At 65.0% G+C, this 25,431-nt stretch carries 18 protein-coding genes; 13 read left to right on the top strand and 5 right to left on the bottom strand.

Going from position 1 to position 25,431, the window contains the following annotated elements; translation table 11 throughout:
* Positions 1–132: 132 nt before the first annotated feature.
* From Q4I12_RS05875 to Q4I12_RS05885, 3 genes are all read left to right on the top strand, one after another.
* Entirely contained in the window at positions 133–1,446 is a 1,314-nt protein-coding gene (locus Q4I12_RS05875; RefSeq protein WP_302261006.1) for a cytochrome ubiquinol oxidase subunit I, read from the top strand.
* Between the two features lie 3 nt (positions 1,447–1,449).
* Complete coding sequence (gene cydB / locus Q4I12_RS05880; protein ID WP_302261007.1) at positions 1,450–2,484, top strand: cytochrome d ubiquinol oxidase subunit II; 1,035 nt, start codon at positions 1,450–1,452, stop codon at positions 2,482–2,484.
* A gap of 278 nt (positions 2,485–2,762) precedes the next feature.
* Positions 2,763–3,200 carry an Lrp/AsnC family transcriptional regulator gene (locus tag Q4I12_RS05885; RefSeq protein ID WP_302261009.1) on the top strand — a complete coding sequence of 146 codons (438 nt, stop codon included), beginning with the start codon at positions 2,763–2,765 and terminating at the stop codon, positions 3,198–3,200.
* Positions 3,201–3,405: 205 nt separating this feature from the next.
* Here Q4I12_RS05885 and Q4I12_RS05890 read toward each other — a convergent pair whose 3' ends face one another.
* Positions 3,406–4,185 (bottom strand): MBL fold metallo-hydrolase, encoded by a 780-nt coding sequence (locus tag Q4I12_RS05890; protein WP_302261010.1) that lies wholly within the window; start codon positions 4,183–4,185, stop codon positions 3,406–3,408.
* A gap of 485 nt (positions 4,186–4,670) precedes the next feature.
* Here Q4I12_RS05890 and Q4I12_RS05895 point away from each other — a divergent pair, with 485 nt between their 5' ends.
* The 3 genes from Q4I12_RS05895 to Q4I12_RS05905 all read left to right on the top strand — a co-directional run bounded on the left by Q4I12_RS05895 (position 4,671) and on the right by Q4I12_RS05905 (position 8,843).
* Positions 4,671–5,630 carry an alpha/beta hydrolase gene (locus Q4I12_RS05895; RefSeq protein ID WP_302261011.1) on the top strand — a complete coding sequence of 320 codons (960 nt, stop codon included), beginning with the start codon at positions 4,671–4,673 and terminating at the stop codon, positions 5,628–5,630.
* Between the two features lie 497 nt (positions 5,631–6,127).
* A complete protein-coding gene (locus Q4I12_RS05900) occupies positions 6,128–6,583 on the top strand; it encodes a type III secretion system chaperone (protein ID WP_006007678.1) in 456 nt (151 codons plus the stop codon).
* 10 nt (positions 6,584–6,593) lie between these two features.
* Entirely contained in the window at positions 6,594–8,843 is a 2,250-nt protein-coding gene (locus Q4I12_RS05905; protein WP_302261012.1) for an inositol phosphate phosphatase SopB, read from the top strand.
* 299 nt (positions 8,844–9,142) lie between these two features.
* Here the strand turns inward: Q4I12_RS05905 and asnB are convergent, their stop codons facing one another.
* The 3 genes from asnB to Q4I12_RS05920 all read right to left on the bottom strand — a co-directional run bounded on the left by asnB (position 9,143) and on the right by Q4I12_RS05920 (position 13,920).
* Positions 9,143–11,044 carry an asparagine synthase (glutamine-hydrolyzing) gene (gene asnB / locus Q4I12_RS05910; protein WP_168934921.1) on the bottom strand — a complete coding sequence of 634 codons (1,902 nt, stop codon included), beginning with the start codon at positions 11,042–11,044 and terminating at the stop codon, positions 9,143–9,145.
* A gap of 254 nt (positions 11,045–11,298) precedes the next feature.
* Positions 11,299–12,552, bottom strand: coding sequence for a glycosyltransferase family 4 protein (locus tag Q4I12_RS05915; RefSeq protein ID WP_302261013.1), 1,254 nt, complete (start codon positions 12,550–12,552; stop codon positions 11,299–11,301).
* Between the two features lie 78 nt (positions 12,553–12,630).
* Complete coding sequence (locus Q4I12_RS05920; RefSeq protein WP_297158459.1) at positions 12,631–13,920, bottom strand: aminotransferase class I/II-fold pyridoxal phosphate-dependent enzyme; 1,290 nt, start codon at positions 13,918–13,920, stop codon at positions 12,631–12,633.
* A 298-nt stretch (positions 13,921–14,218) separates the two neighbouring features.
* On the opposite strand from Q4I12_RS05920, the gene Q4I12_RS05925 reads away from it, so the two are divergent.
* The 7 genes from Q4I12_RS05925 (at position 14,219) to tnpA (ending at position 23,842) form a co-directional block, all read left to right on the top strand.
* On the top strand, positions 14,219–17,881 hold the full coding sequence (locus Q4I12_RS05925) for an acyltransferase domain-containing protein (RefSeq protein ID WP_302261015.1): 3,663 nt from the start codon (positions 14,219–14,221) through the stop codon (positions 17,879–17,881).
* 22 nt (positions 17,882–17,903) lie between these two features.
* Positions 17,904–19,367 carry a TolC family protein gene (locus Q4I12_RS05930; protein WP_302261017.1) on the top strand — a complete coding sequence of 488 codons (1,464 nt, stop codon included), beginning with the start codon at positions 17,904–17,906 and terminating at the stop codon, positions 19,365–19,367.
* The gene (locus tag Q4I12_RS05935) at positions 19,367–20,260 is read left to right on the top strand and encodes an HlyD family secretion protein (protein ID WP_168934925.1); all 894 of its coding nucleotides are present in this window, start codon (positions 19,367–19,369) and stop codon (positions 20,258–20,260) included. Before Q4I12_RS05930 ends, Q4I12_RS05935 begins: the two co-directional genes overlap by 1 nt.
* A 3-nt stretch (positions 20,261–20,263) precedes the next feature.
* Positions 20,264–21,685, top strand: a complete 1,422-nt coding sequence (locus Q4I12_RS05940; protein ID WP_006007699.1) for an oligosaccharide flippase family protein — start codon at positions 20,264–20,266, stop codon at positions 21,683–21,685.
* A gap of 4 nt (positions 21,686–21,689) precedes the next feature.
* Positions 21,690–22,664, top strand: coding sequence for a 4Fe-4S dicluster domain-containing protein (locus Q4I12_RS05945; protein WP_302261022.1), 975 nt, complete (start codon positions 21,690–21,692; stop codon positions 22,662–22,664).
* Positions 22,654–23,142 (top strand): FeS-binding protein, encoded by a 489-nt coding sequence (locus Q4I12_RS05950; RefSeq protein WP_204625785.1) that lies wholly within the window; start codon positions 22,654–22,656, stop codon positions 23,140–23,142. The genes Q4I12_RS05945 and Q4I12_RS05950 overlap by 11 nt, the downstream gene beginning before the upstream one ends.
* Positions 23,143–23,386: 244 nt before the next feature.
* On the top strand, positions 23,387–23,842 hold the full coding sequence (gene tnpA / locus Q4I12_RS05955) for an IS200/IS605 family transposase (protein WP_072333439.1): 456 nt from the start codon (positions 23,387–23,389) through the stop codon (positions 23,840–23,842).
* 322 nt (positions 23,843–24,164) lie between these two features.
* On the opposite strand, the gene rlmN is transcribed toward tnpA, so the two are convergent.
* A complete protein-coding gene (gene rlmN / locus Q4I12_RS05960; protein ID WP_204674311.1) occupies positions 24,165–25,238 on the bottom strand; it encodes a dual-specificity RNA methyltransferase RlmN in 1,074 nt (357 codons plus the stop codon).
* Positions 25,239–25,431: the final 193 nt, after the last annotated feature.

Raw genomic sequence — 25,431 nt, forward strand, 5'->3', positions numbered from 1 at the left:
ACCTCCATGGATACTTGCTGGGGAATAAGTAATCTTTCCCAATCAGCCGTCAAGGCCTTGCAGGGTCTAAACTTTGTCTTGCTTTTCGCTAAGGATAACGGTATGCAGGTCGCTCCATAAGGAGGACGATCTATGGATGATGTCATTCTGCTTTCGCGGCTACAGTTCGCCGTGGCCGTCTTTTTCCACTTCATCTTCGTGCCGCTGACGCTGGGCCTGTCCCTGCTCATCGCGCTGATGGAGACCCGCTATGTGCGCACCGGGGATGAGGTCTGGCGCAAGCATGCCAAGTTCTGGGGCAAACTTTTCATCATCAACTTCACCCTGGGCGTGGTGACGGGCATCACCCTGGAATTCCAGTTCGGGACCAACTGGGCCCGGTATTCGGAATACGTGGGTGACATCTTCGGCTCCCTGCTGGCCATCGAAGCCACTGTGGCCTTCTTCCTGGAGTCCACGTTCCTGGCTGTCTGGCATTTCGGCTGGCATCGCGTGGGCAAGAAGACCCATCTGCTGGCCATCTGGCTGGTGGTGCTGGCCGGCAACCTGTCCGCCCTGTGGATCATCCTGGCCAACGGCTTCATGCAGAACCCGCTGGGCTATGTGATCCAGAACGGCCGCGCCGAACTGGCCGACTTCATGGCCGTGGTCACCAACCCCTACGCCTGGGGCATGTACGCCCACACCCTGCTCTCCGCCTGGACGCTGTCCTGCTTCTTCGTGCTGGGCGTGTCTTCCTGGCACCTGCTGCGCAAGAGCAACGTGGAATTCTTCCGCCGCTCCTTCCGCATGACCGCTCCCATTTGTCTGGTGCTGGTGCTGGCTCTCGCCCTGAGCGGCGACATCCAGGGCAAGGTGGTGTCCGAACTGCAGCCCGCCAAGCTGGCCGCCATGGAATCCCACTGGGAGACCACCAAGAACGCTCCCTTCTATCTGGCCGTGGTGCCGGACGAAGCCAACGAGACCAACTCCGTGGAATCCATCGGCATCCCCGGCCTGCTGAGCTGGATCTCCTACGGCGACGCCGATGCCGAAGTGAAGGGCCTCAAGGACTTCCCCAAGGAAGACCGTCCGCCGGTCACGCCCGTGTTCTGGGGCTTCCGCGCCATGATCTTCTTTGGTGTCATCTTCCTGGCCCTGGCCGCCTGGGCCACGCTGCAGCGTAACCGCGAGACCATCAACCCCACGCTCATGCGTGCCCTGGTGTGGTGCATCCCGCTGCCCTACATCAGCATCGCCATGGGCTGGCTGGTGGCGGAAATGGGCCGTCAGCCCTGGATCGTCTACGGTCTGATGCGCACCAGCGACGCCGTGTCGCCGGTGCCCGCCGAGCATGTGTCCACGTCGCTGCTGGCCTTCATCATCGTTTACAGCGTGCTGGGCCTTCTGGACATTTTCCTGCTGCGCAAGTACGCCATCAAGGGCCCGCAGGGGCAGGAGGACTAAGTCATGCTGGAAACCTTGCAAGTAATCTGGTTCATCCTGTGGGCGCTGCTCTGGACCGTGTATTTCGTCCTGGACGGCTTCGACCTGGGCCTGGGCAGCCTGCTGCCCTTCATCGGCAGCAATGAGGAAGAACGCCGCATCATGTACAACGCTGCCGGTCCCTTCTGGGACGGCAACGAAGTGTGGCTGATCTCCGCCGGCGGCGTGACCTTCGCGGCCTTCCCCAAGGTCTATGCCGTGATGTTCAGCGCCCTGTACGCTCCCCTGCTGATCCTGCTGTTCGCCCTGATCTTCCGCGCCGTGTCCTTCGAGTTCCGCGGCAAGGTGGAAAGCGGCGTGTGGCGCGGCTTCTGGGATCTGGTCCACTTCCTGTCCAACCTGGTGCCCTCCCTGCTGCTGGGCGTGACCTTCGCCAACCTGTTCATGGGCATCCCCATCGACGGTGAAGGCGTGTTCCACGGCACGCTCATGGGCCTGGTCAACGGCTACGGCATCGCCGGCGCCATCTTCTTCCTGGTGATGTTCATGCTGCACGGTTCCCTGTGGCTGGCCATCAAGAGCCAGGGCGAACTGCAGACCCGCGCCGTGGCCAGCGCCAACCTGCTCTGGCCCGTGATGCTCATCCTGCTGGTGGCCTTCCTGGTGCTGACCTTCTTCAACACCGACCTGTTCAGCAACTACTGGAGCAATCCGCTGCTGCTCCTGCTGCCCGTGGTGGCCCTGGCCGGTCTGCTGGGCGTGCGCTGCATGCTGCGCCGCGGCCAGCTGTGGAAGGCCTGGATGTGCAGCGCCGTGTACATTATCGGTGTGACCTTCTTCGGCGTCATGGGCATGTTCCCGCGCATGCTCATCTCGTCCATCGATCCCACCGCCACCCTGACGGCCTTCAATGCCTCCTCGTCCGAGCTGACCCTCAAGATCATGCTGGGCGTGGCTCTGGTCATGGTGCCTATCGTGCTGCTGTACCAGTTCTGGGTCTACCGCCTGTTCTCCCACAGCCTGAGCGCTGAAGACCTGAAGGACGAGCACGCTTACTAGCAGCGACGATCCGTCCGCCTCATCGAGCCCGGCAGACAGGCATGCCCTGTCCGCCGGGCTTTTTTCATGCCCGCTGCGGGATGCGCGGGTAACGGACCGCCTTCGCGGCCGGGGAGGCCGCCTGCCGTCATGTGGCAACGAAAGCGGACTGTGCTGCGGAAGGGGCGGAAGACGGGCAGGAATAGCGGAGGGCAAAGATGCCGCCTTGCCGTCAGGAGGACGGAGATTTGCTTTTGGCCTGCTTATCCGGGAAGATGGCGGAGCAGAGCGGAGGCCGTATGAAGACCAAGATAGATGCAACGGATGTGAGGATCGTCGAAGAACTCAGGAAGAACGCGCGCATCACCATGAAGGAACTGGGCGCGCGGGTCTTCCTCACCGGGCAGGCCGTCAGGAACAGGGTGGAACAGCTGGAGGACATGGGCATCCTTCAGCGCTACACCATCAACGTCAATTGCCCGGTCTTCGGCTACAAGGTCCATGCCGTCATCCGGGTGCAGCTCAGGCACGGCCCTGTGGAGGCCCTGAAGGCCTGCTGCCGCAAGGAGGGCAGGCGCACCATCCATTGCTACCGCACCACAGGCGACAACCTCTATTTCCTCGACATGTATTTTCTGGATATGGAGGCCCTGGATGCCTTCCTGGCCGAGGTGGAACCGCTGGGCAGCTACGAGCTGCATGTGGTCCTTCGGGAAGCGGAAGATCTGGCGGAATGAAGGCCCCCGCCGGAGGGGGAAGAGGAAGGAAGGCGTTCTGCCTGGGGACCGGCGGGGACCTGATTCGGGGAGGGCACAGGGCAGGGGTGCCGGGCGGAGCCGTGGACCTGCCGGAGCGCAGGCACCGTGGCGGGACGGATCCCTCCTGCCTGCCACGCTATGCGTCAGCCCGTCCGTCTGCGGGCCGTGCGGAGTTTTCCTGCCGTTAAAAATCGGCGCTCTGGCCGTCGTCGGGCATGAAGACGGCCTCCCGGATGCCGCGACGGCGCAGGGCCTGGTCCATGTCCTGCCGGGTCAGGGCCGCATGGGGCACGGTGTCCATATGGCTGACGATGATCCGCGCTTCCGGGCGGGCGGCGTGCAGGGCGGCCACGTCCGCGTCGTCCATGATCAGGCGGCCCTCGTCCAGCAGTTCGGCCGCGCAGGCATTGACCACGACCACATCGGGCCGGTAACGGCGCAGGCTTTCGGCCACACCGTCGAACCAGATGGTGTCACCGGCCACATAGAGCGTCTTTTCGTCAGGATGCCGGAAGACCACGCCGCAGGACGGCCCGCAGGGGATGATGGTGCCGTGGCGTCCGGGCGTCTTGCTGAGGCGGATGTCCGCAAAGACGGTCTCCTCTCCCAGCACTTCCACCCGGGCGAAGCCGGAGCGCCAGAGCACGGCGGCATCCTCTTCGCTCTGCACGAACACGGGCACCGTCTTGTCCAGCGGCGCGCCCACGCTGCCGTCGGCGGCCATGTCGATATGATCGGGATGCACATGGGTCACGATATAGGCATCCACACCGGCCAGGATGTCGGCCACCGGCATGGGCAGGTCGCACAGGGGCAGGTCCAGCCGTTCGGGGCGGCAGCGGAACATGGGATAGTCGCGGAACGTCCCCATGCTGCCCCTGGGCGCCAGCCAGGGGTCGGTGAGGAAGGTCTTGCCGGCGTAGCGGATGCGGACCATGGCGTTGCGGATCTGCTGTATCTTCATCTGGGTCACCTCTCTGGGATGTTGTTACGGAGTCCCGGTATCCGGAGGGAAAGGTATCAGGGGCGCCGGGGCCGGGCCAGAAGCCGGGCCAAGAAATGCGTGCCGTTTTCTTGAAAAAATCAAGTGGCGCGGCGCGGACGCCACGAGGCGCACGTTTGATGGGCTTCCCTTTCTTGCAAGGCACTGCTGGGGCCTTCCGTGCCGGAGCGGTGTGCCCAGGCGGGACATATGTCGGCTTATCCATGCATTATTTCTATGGTGAAGCATTCGATATAGGTATTTGTCATGGATAGGAGCTGCGGCTACACAGAAAAGAACGCCGGCAGGCACGTTCCTGCCGGACAACTTCAAGCCGGAGCGACATGATGAGCATGTGCAAAACACTGGCGGCGACGATCCTGGCAGGCACGATGCTGTTTGCCGGATCTGCGGCCGCAGCGGACAAGGCCCTCTCTGGCACGACTGCTTTCAAGGATGGTAAGGCTATGGAACTGGTACAGGAATGGGACAAGGTCTTTCCCAGGAGCGACAAAGTGGAACACCGCAAGGTGACCTTCCGCACCCGTTACGGCACTGTCCTGGCGGGCGATCTGTACGTGCCCCGGGATGTCAGGGGCAAGCTGGCGGCCCTGGCCGTGAGCGGCCCCTTTGGCGCGGTGAAGGAACAGGCGTCCGGGCTCTATGCCCAGACCATGGCCGAACGCGGCTTCCTGACGCTGGCCTTCGACCCCTCCTATACGGGCGAGAGCAGCGGCGAGCCGCGTCATGTGGCCTCGCCGGACATCAATACCGAAGACTTCAGCGCCGCGGTGGACTTCCTCACCACGCTGGACGCGGTGGATGCGGAGCGCATCGGCATCATCGGCATCTGCGGTTTTGGCGGCATGGGCCTGAACGCCGCCGCCATGGATACCCGCATCAAGGCCACTGTGGCCGTCACCATGTACGACATGAGCCGCGTCACGGCCAACGGCTATTTTGACGCCATGGATGCCGAGGCCCGCTACGCGCTGCGCCAGCAGCTGAACGCACAGCGCACCCGGGACGCACGTTCCGGCAGCATCGCACCGTCCGCCGCGGGCCTGCCCGAGGCCCTGACGGGCGACGAGCCGCAGTTCGTCAAGGATTACTTCGATTATTACAAGACCAGGCGCGGCTTCCATCCCCGTTCCATCAACTCCAATGGTGCCTGGAACGCCACCTCGGCCCTGTCCTTCCTGAACATGCCGTTGCTGGCCTATGCGGGCGAGATCCGCAGCGCGGTCCTGCTGGTCCACGGGGAAAAGGCCCATTCCCGCTACTTCAGCGAGGATGCCTTCAAGAAGCTCAGCGGTAACAACAAGGAACTGATGATCGTGCCCCGGGCCTCGCATACGGACCTGTACGACCGGGTGGACATCATCCCCTTCGACAGGATCGAGGCGTTTTTCAAAGCCAACCTCTGATACCTCTCTCCCTTCCTTGCTGCATGATGCGGAGCCCCGCTGCCGGGGCTTCGCTTTTTTTGTCCCTGCCGGCGGACGCTGGCCCCGCAGCACGACCCTCCGGCCGGGATGGGCCAGATTGCCGGGCCGTCGCCGGTAGGGCTTTCGCCGGGGCATCTTGCCGGACCATGCGCTCCGGTTTCGCCAGGGCCGCCGGGAGGCGGACAGATTGAAAAGTCCAAGCCCCTGGGGGATAATGCCATATGGCTTCCCCTCATCTCGGCCGGGGAGGGCATGGACTTTTGCTTCCCCTCCGGCAGGGCAAGGCGCTCTGCCCGGAGGCGTATGGTGCGCGGGGCCGCTCCGCTGCCATGCCGCGGTTGCTCTCTGGCACTCTTTTTGCTGATTCACTGGTGTAGCCTGTCCGTTGCCAACGCTGTCGGCAGTACCGCCAACATCAGGAACAGGCCGAAAATATCCCCTGAACTTCTTTAGACCTCTGCACGGAAGGAGGCATCATGATAAGCCGCGAGACCGCCAACACGCTTCTGGAAGAATTTTCCCGCCAGCAGGAGATCGAGCCTTTGCAGCTCGATGACGCCAATTACTGCGCCCTGGCTTCGGCCGACGACCATGTGGTGCATCTGCGTTTCGATGAAGGGCAGGGCACGTTCATCGCCTTCGGCAGCATAGGTACGCTTTCCGAGGATGAGGAAGTGGCCCTGCGGGAACTGCGGGCCCTGCTCACCGCCAACCTCATGTGGCAGGATACCCAGGGCGCCACCATCACCCTGGCCCCGGAGAGCGACACCGTGCTGTTGCAGCAGATGTGGCTGCCCGAACAGGCCACGGCGGACAAACTGGATGCCTTCCTGCAATCCTTCGCCCTGTCGCTGGACTTCTGGACGCAGCGCTGCGCGACCCTGGGCGACACCGTGATGGAGAGCGAGCAGCCCTTTTATGTGAAGGTCTAGGAGGGGAGCCATGCCTATCGATTCCATAGCCGGCCTGCGCCACCTGAGTCAGGCCCAGGGCAGTTTCGTCCGCCTCGACCAGAGCACGGACAAGCTCCAGACGACGACCGCCAAGGCCCGTTTCTGGCAGTTGTCGCAACGCAGCCAGGAAAAGGCCGGGAACAGGGCCGCGGCCGAGCGCGTGCGCGACAGCGTCTGCGCCTACTGCGGCAAGGCCGAGGGCACACGTTTGTTCAACCAGTACATCGGCAAAAAGTCCCTGGAGGGCAAGGCCTTCACCGGCGGCAACCTGTCCAGGCTCCTGGATGCGGCGGCGGAGCGCAACCTGGCCTGCCTGGGGCGCGGCATGGTGGCCACGGGGCGACGGGCCCTCCGGCCGGAGCTTATGGCGGAGCTGGGCCGGGCCGGTGTGGATCCCGACTATTTCGTCAGCCTGGTGAGCCAGGGCGTGCGTCTGGTGGGGAACGATTTCTGGGGGCAGCAGTCCGTTGCCGAGGGCGAGCGGGAGCTTGCCTCGGTCTCCTGGGCGGTGGACGCCATGCGCAGGGATCTGGACACCTTCCAGGCGGGGCTGCCCGCAGGCGCGGAGGGCGTGGCCGGGGTGCTCCATTGTCTGGAAGGGCTCAAGGCGCAGCTGGATACCAAGCGGGACATCATGGCCGCCCAGAAGGAGCAGAGCCCCTTCACGGCCGGGAACGTGCGTCTTGCCTTTCAGCAGACCTATGCCGCCTACGAACGGGTCATAGGGGAACATGTACGCCGGACGGGTGTGGAGCTGGGTACCCTGGATCCCGCTTCGGACAAGGGCATGCGCCTTGCGGAACGGGCCCGGGATCTCAGCAGGCTGATGGCGGCCATGCAGGACAAGATGACCGATCCGCCCGAGCTGCGTGGCCTGGCCGACGGGGAACGCGTCCCCGATGCGGTGATGAAGTCCTTCAACGAGCTCCCCGGAGAGCTGGGCAAGGAACTGCACCGGCTGCTGCCCGGCCTGTCGGCGGGGAAGCTGGCCAGGGAGATCAAGGAGGCCCATATCCAGGTGCTCAACGAGCAGGGCTGGGGCGTCATCCGGCGCGATCTGCAATATCTGGGACGCGGGGGCGCTGGAGTGACGGCCACGTCCACTATCACGCCCGCCTGCCATATCGGTGCGGGCGCACAGCCCGGCCCCATCGGCCGGAGCATGGCCCGGCACGGCATCCATGGCGTCTCCTGCGAGGACAGGGGCCAGCCCAACCATGCCCTGAACCTGGCCCGCACGGAGATCGCCGTGGGCGGCAACACTTTGTTCCGGGGCCTCCGGCACGGTATCAACAGCGCCTATTCCATCAAGAATCCCGCGGCCAGACGGGCGGCCAACGCCACCCGCGCCACGGAGATCTTCACGGCGGCCCTGCAAAGCTCCCCGAAGCTGGCGGACGTCCAGCGCAGGCTGGCGGTGAACCCCGATGCCGTCATCGACCTGCCTTTGCTTTCCACCAGTCTGGTCACGCCTGATGTGCCGCGTGAGATCTTCGGCACGTCGGAAAAGACCTATCTGGCCGAGCAATGCGCTTCGTGGAAGGATGCCTGCGGGCCTGACGGCACCTGCACGGTGAACGTGGTCCTGCCTGACGGGCAGGAAAGGGCGGTCAAGGTCAGGCCGCAGGTGCTCACCTTCAATTTCGGCGTGAACACCGGCGCGCAGGGCGGGCTCCAGGGCCTGATCGGCGGCTGGGGCACGTCCGACCGGTACAACAGGGAAGCCATGGCCCTGCTTTTCGGGGACGACATGCTCGGCGGGATGGTGGAGACCTATCTTGCGCGGTCGGACATCTCCGCCAGGGACAGGCAGAACATACAGGCCCTGCGCTACGAGATCCACGCGCTCTGGGCCGCCGGAGGCTACAGGATGAGCGGGGCCGACCCCTATCGCCTGCCTGCGCGTCTGGCCATGCTGGGGCACATCATGGGCATGATGCCGCTGTTCAACTGCAAGAGCGGCAAGGACCGCACCGGGCAGATGGACGTGGCCTGCAAGACCCTGGCCCTGCAGATGCACGAGAACGGCGGCCTGCTGCCGCCCTTCAATGCCCCGCGCAGCTCCATGGACCAGCAGATCTTCCAGCAGGTGGCCCTCAACGGCGGCAATCTGGAGATGCAGCGCCTGAACACCGGTCTGGCGGGCTTCAAGACCAAGGGCGTGGCCGGTCTCGATGCCCTGTTCACGGACGAGGCCAGGGAGATCCACCGGGGCCTCAGCAGCTATGTGAAGGCATAAGGCGTCAGCACGACCAGGCGGTCTTCTCCACGCATCCCTTCTTTTCAAACCTCATTCAGGGGCGGGCCTCGGCCTGCCCCTGTCGTTTGCTGTCCGTCCCAAATAGCGCCAACCCATGGGGGAGCGTCTTCCCGGGCCTGTGGTGCACCCTTGTCTCTTTTCCCAACCCGTATGAGCGGTTTTTAAGGGGTGGGGGAGCGCGAGGGGGCGGGGGAACTTTTTTCCGCCAGGAAAAGTTCCCCCGCCCCCTCGTCCATCCCGGAAGGCTGCCAGCCGTACCGGGCCTCTTTTTTTATCCGTTACATCCCCCGGGCGCGCAGCCAGAGCTGGAGCACGAGCAGCGTCCAGAGCGGCTTGCGCAGGTCGGCCTTGCCGGAGCAGTGGGCGTCCACCAGGGAGCGCACGGCCTCGGGCCGGAACAGGCCCTGGGCACGCAGGCGCTCGGGAGCGAAAAGCTCTTCCATGAGCGGACGCATGCGCCCGCGCAGCCAGGCCGCCACGGGGATCTGGAAGCCGCGCTTGTTGCGGTGCAGGATCTCGGGCGGCAGCACGTCGGTGAAGGCCTTCTTGAGCAGGTATTTGCGCTGGAAACCGTGCAGCTTGTGCCGGATGGGCAGGCGGGCCACATATTCGGCAAAATCCTTGTCCAGGAAGGGCGCGCGCACTTCCAGCGAGTGGAGCATGGAGCAGCGGTCCACCTTGACCAGGATGTCGTCCAGCATGAACTGGCGGGCATAGACGTGGAAGGCCCGTGCCAGGGGCGAGGGACCGGCGGGCCAGTGCTCGAACTGCTCCCGCGTGGGCGCGAAGAGGTTCTCGCGGCGCAGGAAGTCGTGGTCGGGCCGGGCCAGCAGCTCGGCCTGCATCTCGGGCGTGAAGGAGGTGAGCAGGGTCTGCACCCGTTCCCAGGCCGGGGCGTGGGCACCGCGCAAAAAGGTCTCCACCGCCAGACGGGGATTGATGTATCCGGCCGAAGCGGGCAGGAGCCGGGTCAGGGGCTCGATGACGCCGCGGCGCAGGATGCCGGGGATGGCGTTGTACCATTCGGCGATCTTGAAGGCGATGTAGTGCTCGTACCCGGCCCAGAGCTCGTCGGCACCGTCGCCGCCCAGGGCCACGGTGACTTTTTCGCGGGTCACGCCCGAAAGCAGCCAGGTGGGCGCCACCGAGGCGTCGGCCATGGGCACGTCCATGCGGCTGATGATGTTGGGCAGATGCTCGGCGCAGTCCTCGGCCGAGAGCACGCGCTCGTGATGGTCGGTGTTCCAGCGCTGGGCCACCACGCGGGCGTAGCGGCTCTCGTCGTAGCTGGCCTCGGTGAAGCCGATGGAAAATGTCTTGATGGGCGTGGAAGACTGGCGGGCCATGAGACCGGCCACGATGGACGAGTCGATGCCGCCGGAGAGGAAGACCCCCAGGGGCACGTCGCTGACCATGCGGCGGCCCACGGCGCGGGTGAGCAGCTCGTGCACGTCGGCGCAGATGTCGGCCTCGGAGCGACGGTCGTCCTCATCGGCCGGGGGCAGGTCCCAGTAACGGCGGATGCTCAGGCGCCCGTCCTCCACCAGCAGCCAGTGCGAGGGCGGCAGGCTCTTGGCCTCGCGGTACATGGTGTCCGGGGTGGGCACGTATTCGTAGGCCAGGTAGCGCATGACGGCCTGCGGATCGAGGGTGAGCTCCAGCCCCGGCACGGCGGCCAGGCAGTTGAGCTCCGAGCCGAAGAACAGGCTGCCCTGCTGCAGGGTGTAGAAGAAGGGCTTTTTGCCGAAGCGGTCACGGGCGCAGAACAGACGGCGGCGGGGAGCATCCCAGAGGGCGAAGGCGAACATGCCGTCGAAGCGCTGGAGGCAGTCCGTGCCCCAGACGCGGTAGGCCTGGAGGATGACCTCCGTATCGGAGTGGCTGCTGTGGAAGCGGGCGCCCGCCTGCAGCAGTTCCTGCCGGAGTTCGGCAAAGTTGTAGATCTCGCCGTTGAAGACGATGCAGAGCTCGCCGTCCACGTCCTGCATGGGCTGGCTGCCGCCGGAAAGGTCGATGATGGACAGGCGGCGGTGCCCCAGGCTGACGGGCCCTTCCTGCCAGATGCCGCTGCCGTCGGGGCCGCGGTAGGTGATGACGTCGGTCATGGCCCGGACATGGGCCCGGGCGTCCTCGTTCAGGGGCTGGCCGTCAAGACGGCAGATACCGGCTATTCCGCACATGGCATATCCACAGGGCGTACCGGAGGTTCAGGCCGCCGGCCGCCGGTTGCAGGTGTCGGGGAAGGGGCTCCGGCGGAAGACCGTCGCGGAGCGGGGAAAGGGGGATTGTTTGCGTTCCCGGCAGGGGGCGCTGCCGGAGGGAGCGCCGCGGCTGACCACGGCAGGGCAGCTTTCCGAAAGTGCCCCGGAAAAGAGGGCCGGGGAAGGGCCAACTTCCGTACTGGCGGAAGGGCCCCTTCCCCGGTGATCCCTTTCTAAACGTTGGGGCCGTGGGTGGTGCGCCACTGCGTGTACTGTTGGCAGTAGAGATCCTGCAGGGCCGCGATATTGGTCTCGGTATCGAACATGCGGAAGACGAGCTCGCGCCCGGTCTGGGCCATGCGCAGGGCCGCCTCGCGGTCGGAGAGCATGCGGCGGATGGCATCGGCCAGGGCGGCGGGATCGCGCTGGGGGATGAGGTAGCCGGTCTCGCCGTTGCGGATGACCTCGCCCACGCCGCAGACATCGGTGGCCACCACGGGCATGCCGCAGGAAAGGGCCTCCATGATGACGTTGGGGATGCCGTCGCGGTCGCCGTTGGTGTGCACCACGCTGGGCACCACCAGCATGTCGTGCTCTTCCATGAAGGTACGGATGCGGTCATTGGGCACGAAGCCCGGCATGTCCACCAGATCTTCCAGATGCAGGCGCTTGCGCATCTCCACCAGCTTGCGCTTCCAGTTGCCGTCGCCCACCAGGGTCAGACGCACGGGGAAGCCGTCGTCACGCAGACGGGCCATGGCCGTGAGCAGCTCGGGGAAGCCCTTGGTGCGGGCAAAGCGGCCGATGGCCAGCAGGCGGTAGGGCTTCTGGAAGGGAGCGCGGCAATCCACGCGGCGGCCCAGGGTCAGGCCGTTGTAGATGACGTGCACCTTGTCCTTCTGTCCGGCGGGGCAGAAGCTCTGGAGCCAGGGCTTGTTGGCCATGTTGTTGGTGCGGATGAAGATGGCGTCGCGCGATTTTTCGGCCAGGATGCCGTCCTGCGGGTAGATGTCGCCCGCGCGGCCGGTGAAGGCGAAGGGGATGCCCGACAGGCGCGAGGCCACCCAGACGGCGGTGGCGGGCCCGTTGCCCCAGGAGGAGTGCAAAAGCTCGATGCCGTCGCGCTGGGCTTCTTCGGCCAGCAGGAAACCGGCCAGGAAACACCAGAGGTTCTCGGCATAGGCCTCCAGATTGCGCATCTTGCGGAACAGGCCGCGACGCATCAGGGTCTTGACGGTCTCGCGGTCGCGTTTCCAGGCGCGCCAGAAGGCCTTGAGCAGGCGCAGGGTCGCCACGGAGCCGAAGCGTTTGATGGGCCCGGCGTAATTCTTCATCTCGTCGCTGCAACCGCGCAGCTTCTCGCCGTACATGGTGTAGACGCGGATATCCATGCCGCGCTGGACCAGCTGCTGGATCTCACGGAAGACGAAGGTCTCGGAGGAGAGGGGGAACCAGAGCAGCACATAGGCCATACGGGGGGACAGCATAGGGACCTCGGATGGGCAGGATGTTGGGGAAGAAAAAAAAGGCCGGGCAGGGTGCCCGGCCTCGTGCTGTGCGACAGACTAGGCGTTCTGTTCGTCCTGGTGCTCGCGGCGGAATTTCTCCACGATCTCCCGGGCCACGGGGATCTCTTCGACCACGGTGTCGATGGTCTTGCGGATCTGCTCTTCCGTGTGGGAGGCGGAAAGGAAGAAGCGCAGGCGGGCGGCGCCTTCCTTCACGGCGGGGAAGGTGATGGGCATCACATAGATGCCGCGGGCAAAGAGGCGGGTGGCCAGGAAGCCGCTGACCATGGAGTCGCCCACCATGATGGGCACGATGGCGTAGCCCTGGGCGGCGCCGGTATCCAGGCCCTTTTCCTGGGCGTAGTTGAGGAAGAACTGGGAGATCTTCTGCAGCTTGTGCACGCGCTCGGGCTCACGCTGCATGAGTTCCAGGGCCTTGTGGCAGGCAGCGGCCACGATGGGAGGCATGCCCACGCTGAAGACGAAGCCCGGGGAACCGTACTTGAGGTATTCCACCAGCTCCTTGCGACCGGCGATGAAACCGCCGCAACCGCACATGGCCTTGCTGAGGGTGCTCATCCACATGTCCACTTCGTTGGCGTCGATGCCGAAGTATTCGTGCACGCCGCGGCCGGTGGCGCCCAGCACACCAAAGGAGTGGGCCTCGTCCACCAGCAGCATGCAGTCGTACTTCTTCTTCAGCTCGATGATGCGCGGCAGGTCGGGGATGTTGCCGTCCATGCTGAACAGGCCTTCGGTGACGATGCAGGCGCGCTTGTGCTTGCCGCGGTGCTCCTTGAGCATCTTCTCCAGGGCATCGCAGTCGTTGTGCTCGTAGGCGTAGCGGTCGGCGCCGGAAAGGCGGGCGCCCTGCATCAGGGAGTTGTGGGCGAGACCGTCATAGAAGATGGCGTCGCGGTGACCGAAAAGGAAACCCAGGGTGGAGACGTTGGTGGCGTGGCCGCTCACATAGGCGATGCAGTCCTCGACACCGTAGAAGTCGGCCAGGGCGCGCTCGAGCTGGCGATGGGGCGGACGTTCGCCCCCCACCAGGCGGCTGGCGCCGGCGGAGCTGCCGAAGACCTTGGCGGCTTCGGTGACGGCTTCGGTGATCTCGGGATGGGTATTGAGGTCCAGATAGTCGTAGGTGGAGAAGTTGATGTACTCCTTGCCATTGATCACCGTGGTGGCCTTAGCCGCCCGCTCGTGGCACAGGAAGAGCGGGTTTTCCATGCCCATCTTGGCACCCATTTCCACCATGCGCTCAAACGACAGTTTGGAGCGCAACCGTGTGAAACTGCTGGTGCCGCTCTCCTGGGCGTTCTGGCTGGAGTGGTTTTCTTTCATTCCGGATCCTCTCAGATATAGTATAAAAACCGTACGTTACAGGTGACGTACAGTAAACGTTCCGGGCAAACTGCCCGTAAAAATTGTTTTTAACGGCTAACCATATCCCAAGAGTTCCACCAAGGCAAGCGAGAAAGCCTCGCGGTTGGCGCGGGCTGGACAAGCGGCCTGAGATGGCCTAAAATTTGCTTTTAACATTGTGATAGAATGGCCGCGGCTCCCCTGGGCCGCGGGCTGTACATACCGGACCCCTCCGGGTCCCTTACCCGCCGGTGGCGGTATTCCCGGTATCCTTACGATGCAACGACCCGAATCTTGCGGAGCGTCTGCGGCTCTCGAACTTTGGCCCCTTGCCGGGCGCGAGGGCGCCGACAGCGGCGAGTCCTGCCGCCTGCTCCTCGAAGAAGCTTCCCGCCTGCCCCAGCTCCGGGGCAAGGCCCCCCGTCTCGTCCTCAGTCCCGCCGGCAGCGGGCAGGCCACAGCCGCCGCGCTCGACATGCTCCGTCCTCTGGCTGCCGGGCTTTGGCCCGGTCTTGAGCCCGAGGCCCTTCCGGCTGTCCCCGGTCCCGGCGATCTGGCCCGGCTGGCCGGTGGAGACCGTCCTGTCCTGCTCCTCCAGCCCCGCCCCGAAGGCCCCTGGGAAGGCATGCTGCTTGCCCGCAAGGATGACGTGGCGGCTCCTGCGCCGGAGGCTGCCGTGGTGAGCATGCCCGACATGCCCGCACCGTCCTGTGAGCCCGGAGAAGGGGAGATCGCCTGTGACGGCGTGCGCTTCGCCGACCTGCCGCACGGCGGGGCCATCTGGCACGCAGGCTCCGTGGTGCCCGCCTGGCGTCAGGAACTGCTGGCCCTCGGGGCCCGTCCCGATGCCGCGGCCCTCGAAGCCATGGGACAGCGGGGCATCTGGCTGCATCCGCAGGGCGACGTGCCGCCGCTGGCCGTCATGTGCTGCGGCCAGGGGGCCGTCTGGCCCGGCATGGGCCGCGAGCTCTACGACCACTTCCCGGCGGCCCGGGCCGCCATGGACCGCATCGCCCGCGCCGCCGACTGGGACGTGCTGGCCCTGCTGGACGAGACCGATGTGGAAAAGATCGGTCTGACCCGCTGGCAGCAGCCCTACCTCTTTTTGCTGGAATACGCCCAGTGGAGCCACCTGGCCTCGCTGGGACTGCGGCCTTCCCTCATTTGCGGGCACAGCCTGGGCGAGCTCATCGCCCTGTGCCTGGCCGGCGTCTACGAACCGGAAGTGGCCTGGTACATCCTGGACACCCGTTCCACCCACATGGCCGAACTGGAGGCCCGCGCCACCCGCGAGACCGGCATGATGGCCGTGCCCGCCGAGGCCTCGGTCATCGAAGAGGCCCGCAAGACCTGGCCCCAGCTCTACGTCTCCAATTACAACTCCCCGCGCCAGTTCATCATCAGCGGCCCCCGCGACGTGCTGCTGGAGGCCCGCAAGAGCCTGCGCAAACGCCGCATCCCGGCCATCATGCTCAACGTGAGCCTGGCTTTCCATCACCCCAGCATGCGCGTGCTGCGCGACATGTCCCTGCGCCGCCTCAATGCCCTGGCCATGCAGGCGCCGCAGATCCCCATGCTCAGCTGCATCACCACGCGCCCCTATCCCGATGACCAGCCCGGCATCTGCGAGCACATCGGCGACCTGGACGAGAATTCCGTGCGCTGGGTGGAATGCGTGCAGGCCATGTGGCAGCGCGACGGCATCCGGCATTTCGTGGAAGTGGGCCCGCAGGATACCCTGTGCGGTCTGGTGAACGACATCGAGCCGCAGGCCCTGTGCCTGGCTGCCGGCCGCAAAGGCAAGGAGGCCGAAGGCATGCGCCAGACCTGCGCGCGCCTCTATGCCCTTGGCCATCTGACGCATGACGGCGTGGCGCGGCACCGGCAGCGCTGGCTGGATGCGGCCCCCGCTCCGGCCGCCTCTGCGGAGGCCCCTGCCGCCCCGGCGGCGCGCGCGGCTGCTCCGGCCAGGGACGAGCTGCCCGAGGCCGCCCGCAAGGTACTGGAGATCCTGGCCGCTGCCTGCGGTCGTGACGCGGATTCCCTGAAGCCGGAGATGGATCTGCGCTATGACCTGGCCCTGCGCTCCAGCCGCTTCCCGCTCATCGTGCAGGAAGTGGAGGAAGAGCTGGGCATCAGCGTGGATTTCGAGGCCCTGCTGCACGTGGCCACCGTGGGCGACCTGCTGCGCGTGCTGGCCAGCCTTGCCCCGGCGGAAAGGGAGCCCGGAGAGGTCGCTCCCCTGAGCGCGCCGCAGCACGGCTCCGGTGAAGATCTGCCGCCCCTGTGCTGCTTCGATCTGGGTTGCTGCGACGAAGACGGCCGGCCGTTGCCTCTGGTCCTCGATCCGGCCGCCCGGGGCATGGGTGCCCACGCCGGTGACGTGCTGGCTGTCTGGGGGCCCGATGCCCAGGCATTGCCTCTGGCCGAGCTGCTGGGGTCGCTGGCTCCTCTGGGCATGACCTTTGCCCTGCCTGATGCCGCGCTGGAAGATTGTCTGTCGCTGGAGCAACTGGGCGGCCACCTGTACGGCCTGCCCGCGCTGACGGCCCTCACGGCCCTGCCCGAGACCGTGCATCGTGCCTGCGGGCGCCTGGACGGCATCCTGCTGTGCGCACCCGCGGACAGGGCGCTGGCCGCTGACGAGATGGAAGCGCTGTGCCGCTCGGCCAAAGCCTGCGGTGTGCGCTATGTCTATGCCCTGCGCTGGCTGCATGCCGGTGATGCGGCCCATGCGGCCCCCTGGCAGGAAGCCGGTGAAGCGGCCGCCCGTGAGCTGGACCTGCCCTGGCGGGTGGTCTGCGTGGACGACGGCGGACGGCCTCCCATCCCCCGCGAACTGGGCGACCTGCTGGCCCGTGCCCTGACGCACGGGACGTCCGACAGGGTGCTCTGGCGGCGCGCCCCGGCCGATGCCCCCGTCCGTGACTGGCAGTGGCTGGAGCGGCCCGAGCTCTTCCCCCGTGTGTTTTCCGCCGCTGTGGCGCACGAGGCCATGCCCTGGCCAGAAGCCGCCCGGCCTTCTTCCCGCCAGATGCTCGCCTGCGCGCAGTTCTCCCGCTATGCCGATCCGCGTCTTGCCGGGCATGGTGCCCTGCCGCAGGACGGCCAGCCCTGGCTGCCCCTGAGCGAACTGCTCCAGACCATGCTGGAGAGCGGTCGTTTGCAGCTGCCGTGGCTGGAACCCACCGGGTTCTCCGACCTGCGCTTTGCCGCGCCCCTGCCCCTGCCCGAGGCCGTGACCCGGGAGTGCCGCATCACGGCCCGTTCCCAGTCCTGGCTGCTGCAGGACGGCGTGATGACGCGCATGTGCCATGTGCGCCTGCAAAGCCGCGATCTGGCCCCCAACCTGCGGCGCATCAACCATTTTTCGCCTCTGGCACGGGGCATGGTCTTCCTGGCCGCTGCCGCGGGGAGCCTGCCGCCCCTGTGGGACGGCGAGATGACCGTTACCGGCCCTGATCTGCCTCTGAAAGACTTCTACGCGGGCTGCGGCATGGCGGAAGGCTGGCGCCTGCTGGAAGAGCTGGCTCCGGCGGGCGATGACCTGTGGCAGGGCCGCTTCGACGGCATGGCGCAAGGCATTGCCCCGGCTGGCAAATCCGGCTATTGTAGCTTGCTGTCCGCTGTGGACGCCATTTTGCAGGCAGCCTGCCGTATCATGGAAGAGACCGTCCCCGGGGCGGAGCTTGCCGGAGGACGTCTGCTCTGGCCGCAGGGCTGGCGTCTGAGCGGCATCGGCTTCATCCGTTTCGCGGATGCGGGGCTGCTGTGCGGTGCCCGGATGCCCTGGCGCATCCAGTTGCGCCGCGGCTGGGACGATGAACGTCTGCAGCGCTATGACGCCCAGGTCGTGGATGCGGACGGCCGGGTGCTGCTGACATTGCACCAGATGGAATTTGAAAAGGATGTCCGGCCGCAGGAAGGCGCCGGTGCCTAATATTTGTCGCAAGGGAATGACCATGACGAAAAGAAGGGTTCGCTGGAAACGGGGACTGGCTGTGGCGGCCTTGTGCGCCGGGATGGCGCTTTCGGGATGTGCTTCGCAGAAGGCCGGGTCGGATGCCCCGGAACTGCCCGCCAAGCACTGGCTGGAAGACGTGCCCGGTGTGCCGGTGGAGAACAAGGGCAAGCTCGATGCCGTGATCCCCAACCTCTATGACCCGGCCAAGAAATTCTCGTTTGAGGATTGCGTGTTCCTGACCATCCAGCAGTCGCCTCTGCTGGTCAACAGCGCCGTGGAACTGGAGATCAAGCGCCTGGCCCTGACCGATGCGGTCTGGAAGTATCTGCCCGAACCCCGCATGACCGTGGAAGTGGGCAATACCCTGACCTATTACAATGCGGACCGTGACGATGTGCCCAGCAATTACGGCAAGGTGGTGCCCCGCATCGGCTTCTACGCGCGTTTCCCCAACCCCGTAGAGTCCTATTTCAATCATCAGGCCCAGAAGATCATGGTCAACCTGGCCATCTCCACGCACCGCAAGGCCGTGGGCGAGGCCATCTACAAGGTGGCCCAGGCCTACCTGCGTCTGGAGGCCAAGAACGAGATTTTGCGCATCCAGAAAGAAGTCGCTCCCCTGGCCAGGGAAACGACCCGTTACTGGGAGCAGCTGGAGTCCGCTGACGGCCGTCAGGGCGTGGCCCTCAATCTGGCCCAGCAGCACGAGCGCGAAGTGGAGCTGACCAGCGAGCGCATGACCATGGAAGAGGTCATGGAGCGCACCAGCCTCAAGATCCTGGCCGGTGTGGAGCCGCAGCAGCGCCTGAACATCGACAGCAAGAGCGCCAACGACATCCTGCGCGGTTTCAACGGCAAGGATTACCGCTGGGAAGACCGCTGGCTGGTCACGGAAGACAATCTGCTGCTGCGTTCCCAGATCCGTCTGGGCGATTACAACATCATGCTGGCCTGGGCCGAATACGTGCCCGACATGACCATCCGCGTGGACAAGAACCCGCCCGCCGGTCAGTACCAGCCCGCTGACGGCCAGGAAGACTACTTCTGGCGCCTGACCTTCGACTTCCCGCTCATCGACTGGAACCGCCGCTATCGCGGCGTGCAGGCGGCCCGCATGAAGAAGGCCCAGGCCTTCCATGAGTTGTCGCGCAAGCGCACGGATTACTCCAACACCTGGCTGCAGTGCGAACAGCGCGTGGCCCTGGCCGAGACCAACCGCCGCCTGGCCAAAGTCCATTTCGAAACGGCCGAGATGCGCTACAAGGAAGCCCGCATCTCCTTCGAGACCGGTCTGGGCGACATGCCCGCCATGAGTTCCGCCCACGAGGCCATGGTCCAGAGCCGCATCAAGCTGATCGAAGCCGAACTGGAACTCAAGCTGGCCAATCTGGAATGGATGTACGTCGCCAACCTCTTGCAGGAACGCTTCCTGGGCCTTCCTGCCATGGAGATTGAAAAATAATGAAAAGACTGACCGTTTTCTGGGCCCTGCTGGCCTGTCTGCTGCTGGCCGCCCCGGCCATGGCCGTGGAGACCACCGCCACCGGCAAGGTGGTGGCCACCGTGACGCGTGATGTGCGTCTGCCCTTCAATGCCGTCATCGACGAGGTGCTGGTCCGTCCCGGGGATGCCATCAAGGCCGGGGATCCGCTGGTGCGTTATCATCTGCAGGACGAGGCCGAACGCGTGCTGCAGCGCGAAGTGACCACCGGTGCCGCCACCGAGAGCCTGCGCGGCCAGATCCTCGATCTGGAGCGCGAACTGGTGCAGGCCCGCGCCGAGCGCAATCGCGCCAGCCAGCTGGCCGCTTCCGGGCTGGGCTCGCGCCAGGCCCTGGGGCGTCTGGAAGAGAGCGTGCGCTCCCTGCAGCACCGCATCGAGCTGACCCAGATCTCCATCAAGAAGAACGAAGAGAGCTTCCGGGCCCGCCTGAAGGAATTGGAAGGCTATTACGGCCAGCCCATCCGGGAGGGCGAGACCCTGCCGGATCAGCTGGTGCTGACCTCCCCCATCGACGGCTATGTGCTGCAGCTCATGCCCAACCTCAATCCCGATGTGCTGCTGCCTGCCCAGGCCACGCCCGTGACCGTGGGCCAGCTGGATCCCGTGCTGATCCAGGTGCCGGTCTATGAAGGCGACCTGGGCCGCATCAAGGAAGGCGGCCATGCCCGCGTGGAGATCCCCTCGCTGGGCGACAAGGTGTTCTCGGCCACCATCACGGAGATCTCGTGGATCTCCACCAACATGGATGTGGCCCAGCCCTCGTATTACACGGTGGAACTGACCGTGCCCAACAGCCAGCTTGAGCTCAAGCCCGGCTTCAAGGCGCTGGTGCGCTTTGGCGCTGCCGAGTAGCCCATGAAGCTGAAAAGCCTGCCGCGCCAGCTGGGATACATCCTGGGGGCCCAATGGACCAGGGACCTTTCCTGGACCATCTTCACCATCCTGCTGGCACGGCGCAGCCCCGAGATGCTGGGCCAGATCGCCGTGGCCCTTTCCTGCGGCTATCTGGTCAAGACCGTCTCGGACGTGGGGCTCAACGACTTTCTGCTGTCCACGTTCGCCCGTCGGGAAGAACGTCCCCGTACCCTGCTGGGCGAGGTGACGGGCCTCAAGACCTGTTTCATGATGCTGGCCCTGATCGTCACCTGGTTCGTGACGGGCTGGCTGGGGTACAGCTTCGAGCTGCGGCTCATCGTCCTGTTCATCGCTACGGGCTTCGGTCTCGACGGGGTGACGGACTCTTTCTTCGCGCTCTGCCAGGCCCGCGGGCGGCAGGACGTGGAGATGCGCATCCGCGTGCCTTCGGCCCTGCTGGGCATAGGCTACGGCATCGTCTGCGTGGTGGCCGGAGCGCCCCTGATCTTCATCGCCCTCTACAAGCTCATCGAATCCGTCCTCTGCACGGGCTTCGCCTTCCGTGCTCTGGGCCGCAATCCCTTCGTGGGGTTCGGCTACGACAATGTGCGCGACCTGGCCGTGAAGATGAAGAGCGGCTTCATCTTCACCATCATGGCCGCCTGCGCCATGTTCTACAACAAAATCAATGTGTTCTTCCTCAAGAACTACGGCGGCGACGCTGCCGTGGGCGGCTACAACGTGGCCTGGGAGACCGTGGAAGGCCTGTCCGTGCTGGTCTCCAGCGCGCTGCTCGGCAAGGTCATCTTCCCCTTGCTGGCCCGCTACTGGGCGCAGGACAGGGCCGCGTTCCGTCAGCTGGCGGGGCAGACGGCCCGCTCGCTCTGGGCGGCCTCCCTGCCGCTGATCTTCCTGATCTGCGTGGAGAGCGACCGCTTCCTGCCCACCATCTACGGCCCGGGCTACGAGATGGCCGCCACGGCCCAGCGCCTGCTGACGCCCTGCCTGGCCACGGCCTTCCTGCACAATCTGGCGGCCTATGCCATGATAGGCATGAGGAAGCATACCCTGCTGCTTTTCTTCTATCTGAGCGGTCTGGTGGTCAACATCGTCTGCTGCCTGACCATCATCGAGCCCATGCCGCTGGAAGGGGCCGCGCTTTCCCTGACCGCCACCAAGGTCTGGGTGGCCATCCTCACTGTGGGCTATTTCCAGTGGGTGGCCCGTCCCATGAGCCTGGGGCAGTGGCTGCTGATGCTGGCCGCCATCGCCGTGGCCGTGGGCCTGTGGTGGTCGCTGGGCATGATCCTGGCCCTGCCGCGCGAAGTGGCGGAACTGGCCGGCCTGCTGCCCCTGCTGGCGCTGTTCTGGTACTGGCGCCCGCCGCCGGCTTTTGAGAAGGAGCAGCGTCAGGAGGCCTGATCATATGGAACGACGCGGCTTTCTCAAATCGCTGGCAGGTGCCGGCCTGGGAGCGGGGATGCTCTCTGCCTGGGGAGCTGCGCCCCCGGCTCAGGCGGCCGGGCTGGAAGATTGCCTTGCTGTGGTCGTGGATGTGGATGCCTGCACGGGCTGCGGGGCCTGCGTGCAGGCCTGCCATGAGCGGGCCGCCGCCCGGGTCCCCCAGCCGGTATCGCCCATCCCGGCTTCCCGCTGGGGCCGGGACAGGAAGCCCGACTGGTGGGGACGGCGCAACGTCACGGATCGGCTGACCCCCTACAACTGGCTGTATCTGCAATCCTGTACCGTACAGACGGCCCGGGGCGAGCGCCGGGTCTTCATGCCGCGGCGCTGCCTGCAATGCCTCAACCCGCCCTGCGTCAGCCTGTGCCCGCTGGGGGCCGCCCGGCAACGTCCCACCGGTGCCGTCTACACGGAGATGTCCCTGTGCTTCGGCGACAGTCAGTGCATCGCCGTCTGCCCGTGGCACATCCCGCGCCTGCAGGCCGGGGTGGGGCCCTACCTGCATCTGGCGCCCGGTTACCTGGGCTACGGCCAGACCTTCAAATGCGATTTTTGTGAAGACATCATCAGCGACGGCAAGCCCCCGCTCTGCGTGGCAGCCTGCCCGCACGGCGCGCAGCATTTCGGGCCCTATGCGGAGATGACGGCCCTGGCCCGCCGCATGGCGGAGGAGCGGCACGGCGATCTTTTCGGTCTGCAGGAGAACGGTGGCACCTGCCTGATATATGTCTCGTCCATACCCTTCCGGGATATCGAAGCCTCATTGCTGCGGCAGGGGCTGATCTCCGCCGGACGGCCCAGCCTGCGCCCGGCCGGGGCCAGTCTGGAACGCGAGAACGATCTTGTGGGCACGGTGCTGGCTGCGCCGCTGGCCGGGGCCGCACTGGCCGGCCTGCGCCTGCTGCGCGACCACTGGAGGGACAAGGATGAGGACTGAGCGACGTCCCCTGTTCGGCTTCCTTTTCCGTTTGCTGTGGCGGATCAGCGTGGTCTGGGCGGTGGTCAGCGGCTTCGCGCATCTGCCCGTGATCTACCGCTACGCCGAAGCGGCCCTGCCCTGGCTGCGGCCCGCAGCCTATTCGGGCACAGTGGCCCATTATTGGGCCGCAGCGGCCATGCTCTGTCTGACCAGCTACGCGGCCATCGTCTGGCTGGTCAGGGGCTCGCGCAGCTACAGCCTGACCCCCTTCGGCATGCTGCGCCTGGTCTTGCTGGCCCTGCTCATGCTTTCCGGTCTGGGCCTGATCCTGCACAACTTCCAGGACTTTTCCTTCTACGGCCCTGTGTACACCCTCATCAAGCATGGCCACCTGGGCTGTGCGTTGCTCTGGGCCCTGCTGGTCCTTGTCCGTCTGGCCCGCCGCGGGCTGTGGTGGGATCGCCGCCGGGGCACGGACCGACGGGCTCGCGCCTGAGCTTGTCAGCCATGCCCTGCGATATGGCCTAACAAAACACCCATCGCTCCAGATAACGAAAAAAGACGCCCTGAGGGCGTCTTTTTTGTTTATGGGCTTTAGCCTGTTGAGCGCCTGACAGGCGCGAAACAAAAAACCACCCGCTATGCGGGTGGAGACAATACGTTATACACACAAAAACACCTTTCCGCTACGATGAAGTTGTTCAAGCCCATCGCAACATTAACGGAAAGGTGTTTTTGTTATGGGAACCAAGGCTCATAGCCTAGCGCATACGAAATGGTTGTGCAAGTATCATATCGTCTTTACTCCAAAATATAGAAGAAAAATAATCTTCGCACAGCTCCGTGAAAGTATAAAAGAAATTCTGCAATGCCTCTGCAAATATAAAGGGGTTGAGATTCTGGAAGGGCATCTGATGCCGGATCATGTCCACATGCTGGTGTCCATTCCTCCTAAAATCAGTGTGGCAAATTTCATGGGCTACCTGAAAGGGAAAAGTTCGTTGATGATATTCGATAAGCACGCAAACCTTAAATATAAGTTTGGCAACAGAAAATTTTGGGCCGAAGGATATTATGTCAGTACGGTGGGGCTTAATGAGGCAACGATCAAAAAATATATCCAGGATCAGGAACGTCACGACATTATGAGAGACAAGCTGACATCACGCGAATATCAAGACCCCTTTAAGGGGTAGCCAAGGCGGCAAGGGCACTGGGCTTGAACAGCGTGAAAGCCAGCGTCTTTAGGCGCAGCCGGTAACAGGCCCTTACAGGGCCAGAGCAAACCACCCGCTTTGCGGGTGGTTCTGATTTGCATGTCTCTCTTTCCGGACATTTGTTTTTCTGCGTCCAGAGGGGCGCTGGGAGGGGATAAAAAGGGTCTCCTAACCCTGTGACGGTCTTCGAGCTGCTTTCCCCACCTGCTCTAGAAAAAGCGCGTTTGAAGAGGAAGGGGGACGGGGGAGGAGGCACGTTAGCGCGGGCAAAGCGCCTCCTTCCCCCGGAAAGCATTCCCGTCTAGGCCTGTTCCCCGGACTCGTTCTGGCGGGCGGCCTTGAGCTGGCCACAGGCCGCCTTGATGTCCTGCCCCTTGCTCTTGCGGATGATGGCCGTGATGTTGCGGTCCCAGAGGTACTGCTCGAAGGCCAGCACGCGTTCCGGCGAGGGGGCCTTGTAGGGATCGCCCTCGGAGGGGTTGTAGACGATGAGGTTGAGCTTGCCCTTGACGTCGCTGACCACGCGGGCCAGCTGCCGGGCCTGTTCCAGACCGTCGTTGACGCCGCCCAGCAGCAGATATTCGAAGGTGATGCGCTCGCGGGTCTTGAGCGGATAGGACTTGAGGGCCTGGAGCAGGTCCTCGAGGGGCCAGCGGGCGGCCTTGGGCATGATGCGGGCGCGCAGCTCCTGGGTGGGAGCGTGCAGGGACACGGCCAGATAGGCCAGGCCGCTCTCGCCCAGTTCGCGCAGGCCCTTCTCGATGCCGCAGGTGGAGACCGTGATGCGGCGGGGCGAGAAGTTCAGGCCCTTGTCGTTGTTGAGGCTCTCCAGGGCGCGCATGACGTTCTTGAGGTTGAGCAGGGGCTCGCCCATGCCCATGAAGACCAGGTTGCGCAGCACGGGCCAGTCGGGGCGGGTATCGCCCAGGTGCTCGCGGGCCACCAGGATCTGGCCCAGGATCTCGCCCATGGTCATGTTGCGCTCGAAGCCCATGGTGCCGGTGCTGCAGAAGGTACAGGCCATGGCGCAGCCCACCTGCGAGGACAGGCACTGGGTCCAGCGGCGCACGCCTTCGCGGGAGTCGCTGGGGATGAGCACGGTCTCCACTTCGGCGCCGTCCTGGAGGCGGAGCAGGAACTTGGTGGTATCGTCGCTGCTCTGTTCCACGGTGACGATCTCGGGCCAGCGGATCTCGGCACACTGGGCCAGGCGTTCCCGGCAGGCTTTGGAGACATTGGTCATGGCATCGAAATCGCGGGCCATCTTCTGCCAGATCCATTGCCAGACCTGGACGGCCCGGAACTTGGGCTCGCCCAGCTCGTTCTGCATCCAGTCGGTGAGTTCGGGCAGGGTATAGTCGAGGAGATTGATCATGGTCTTCGGGGGTGCCACGGCAGGGCTCGACCGTGGGTTGGAGGACAGGCAGGGCGGCGGGGCGGCTGTGGCCCCGTGTCCGGCACAAGGGCCGCCTGCCGGGAAAATGCCGGAGCGGGAATATGAGAGGGAGAGGGAGACGGCATGGCGCCGTGCTTCCTCTCCCTTATGGTCGTGTCGTAGCGGTCCCGTT

It is taken from the genome of Desulfovibrio piger (assembly GCF_951793255.1).
Lineage (GTDB): Bacteria > Desulfobacterota > Desulfovibrionia > Desulfovibrionales > Desulfovibrionaceae > Desulfovibrio.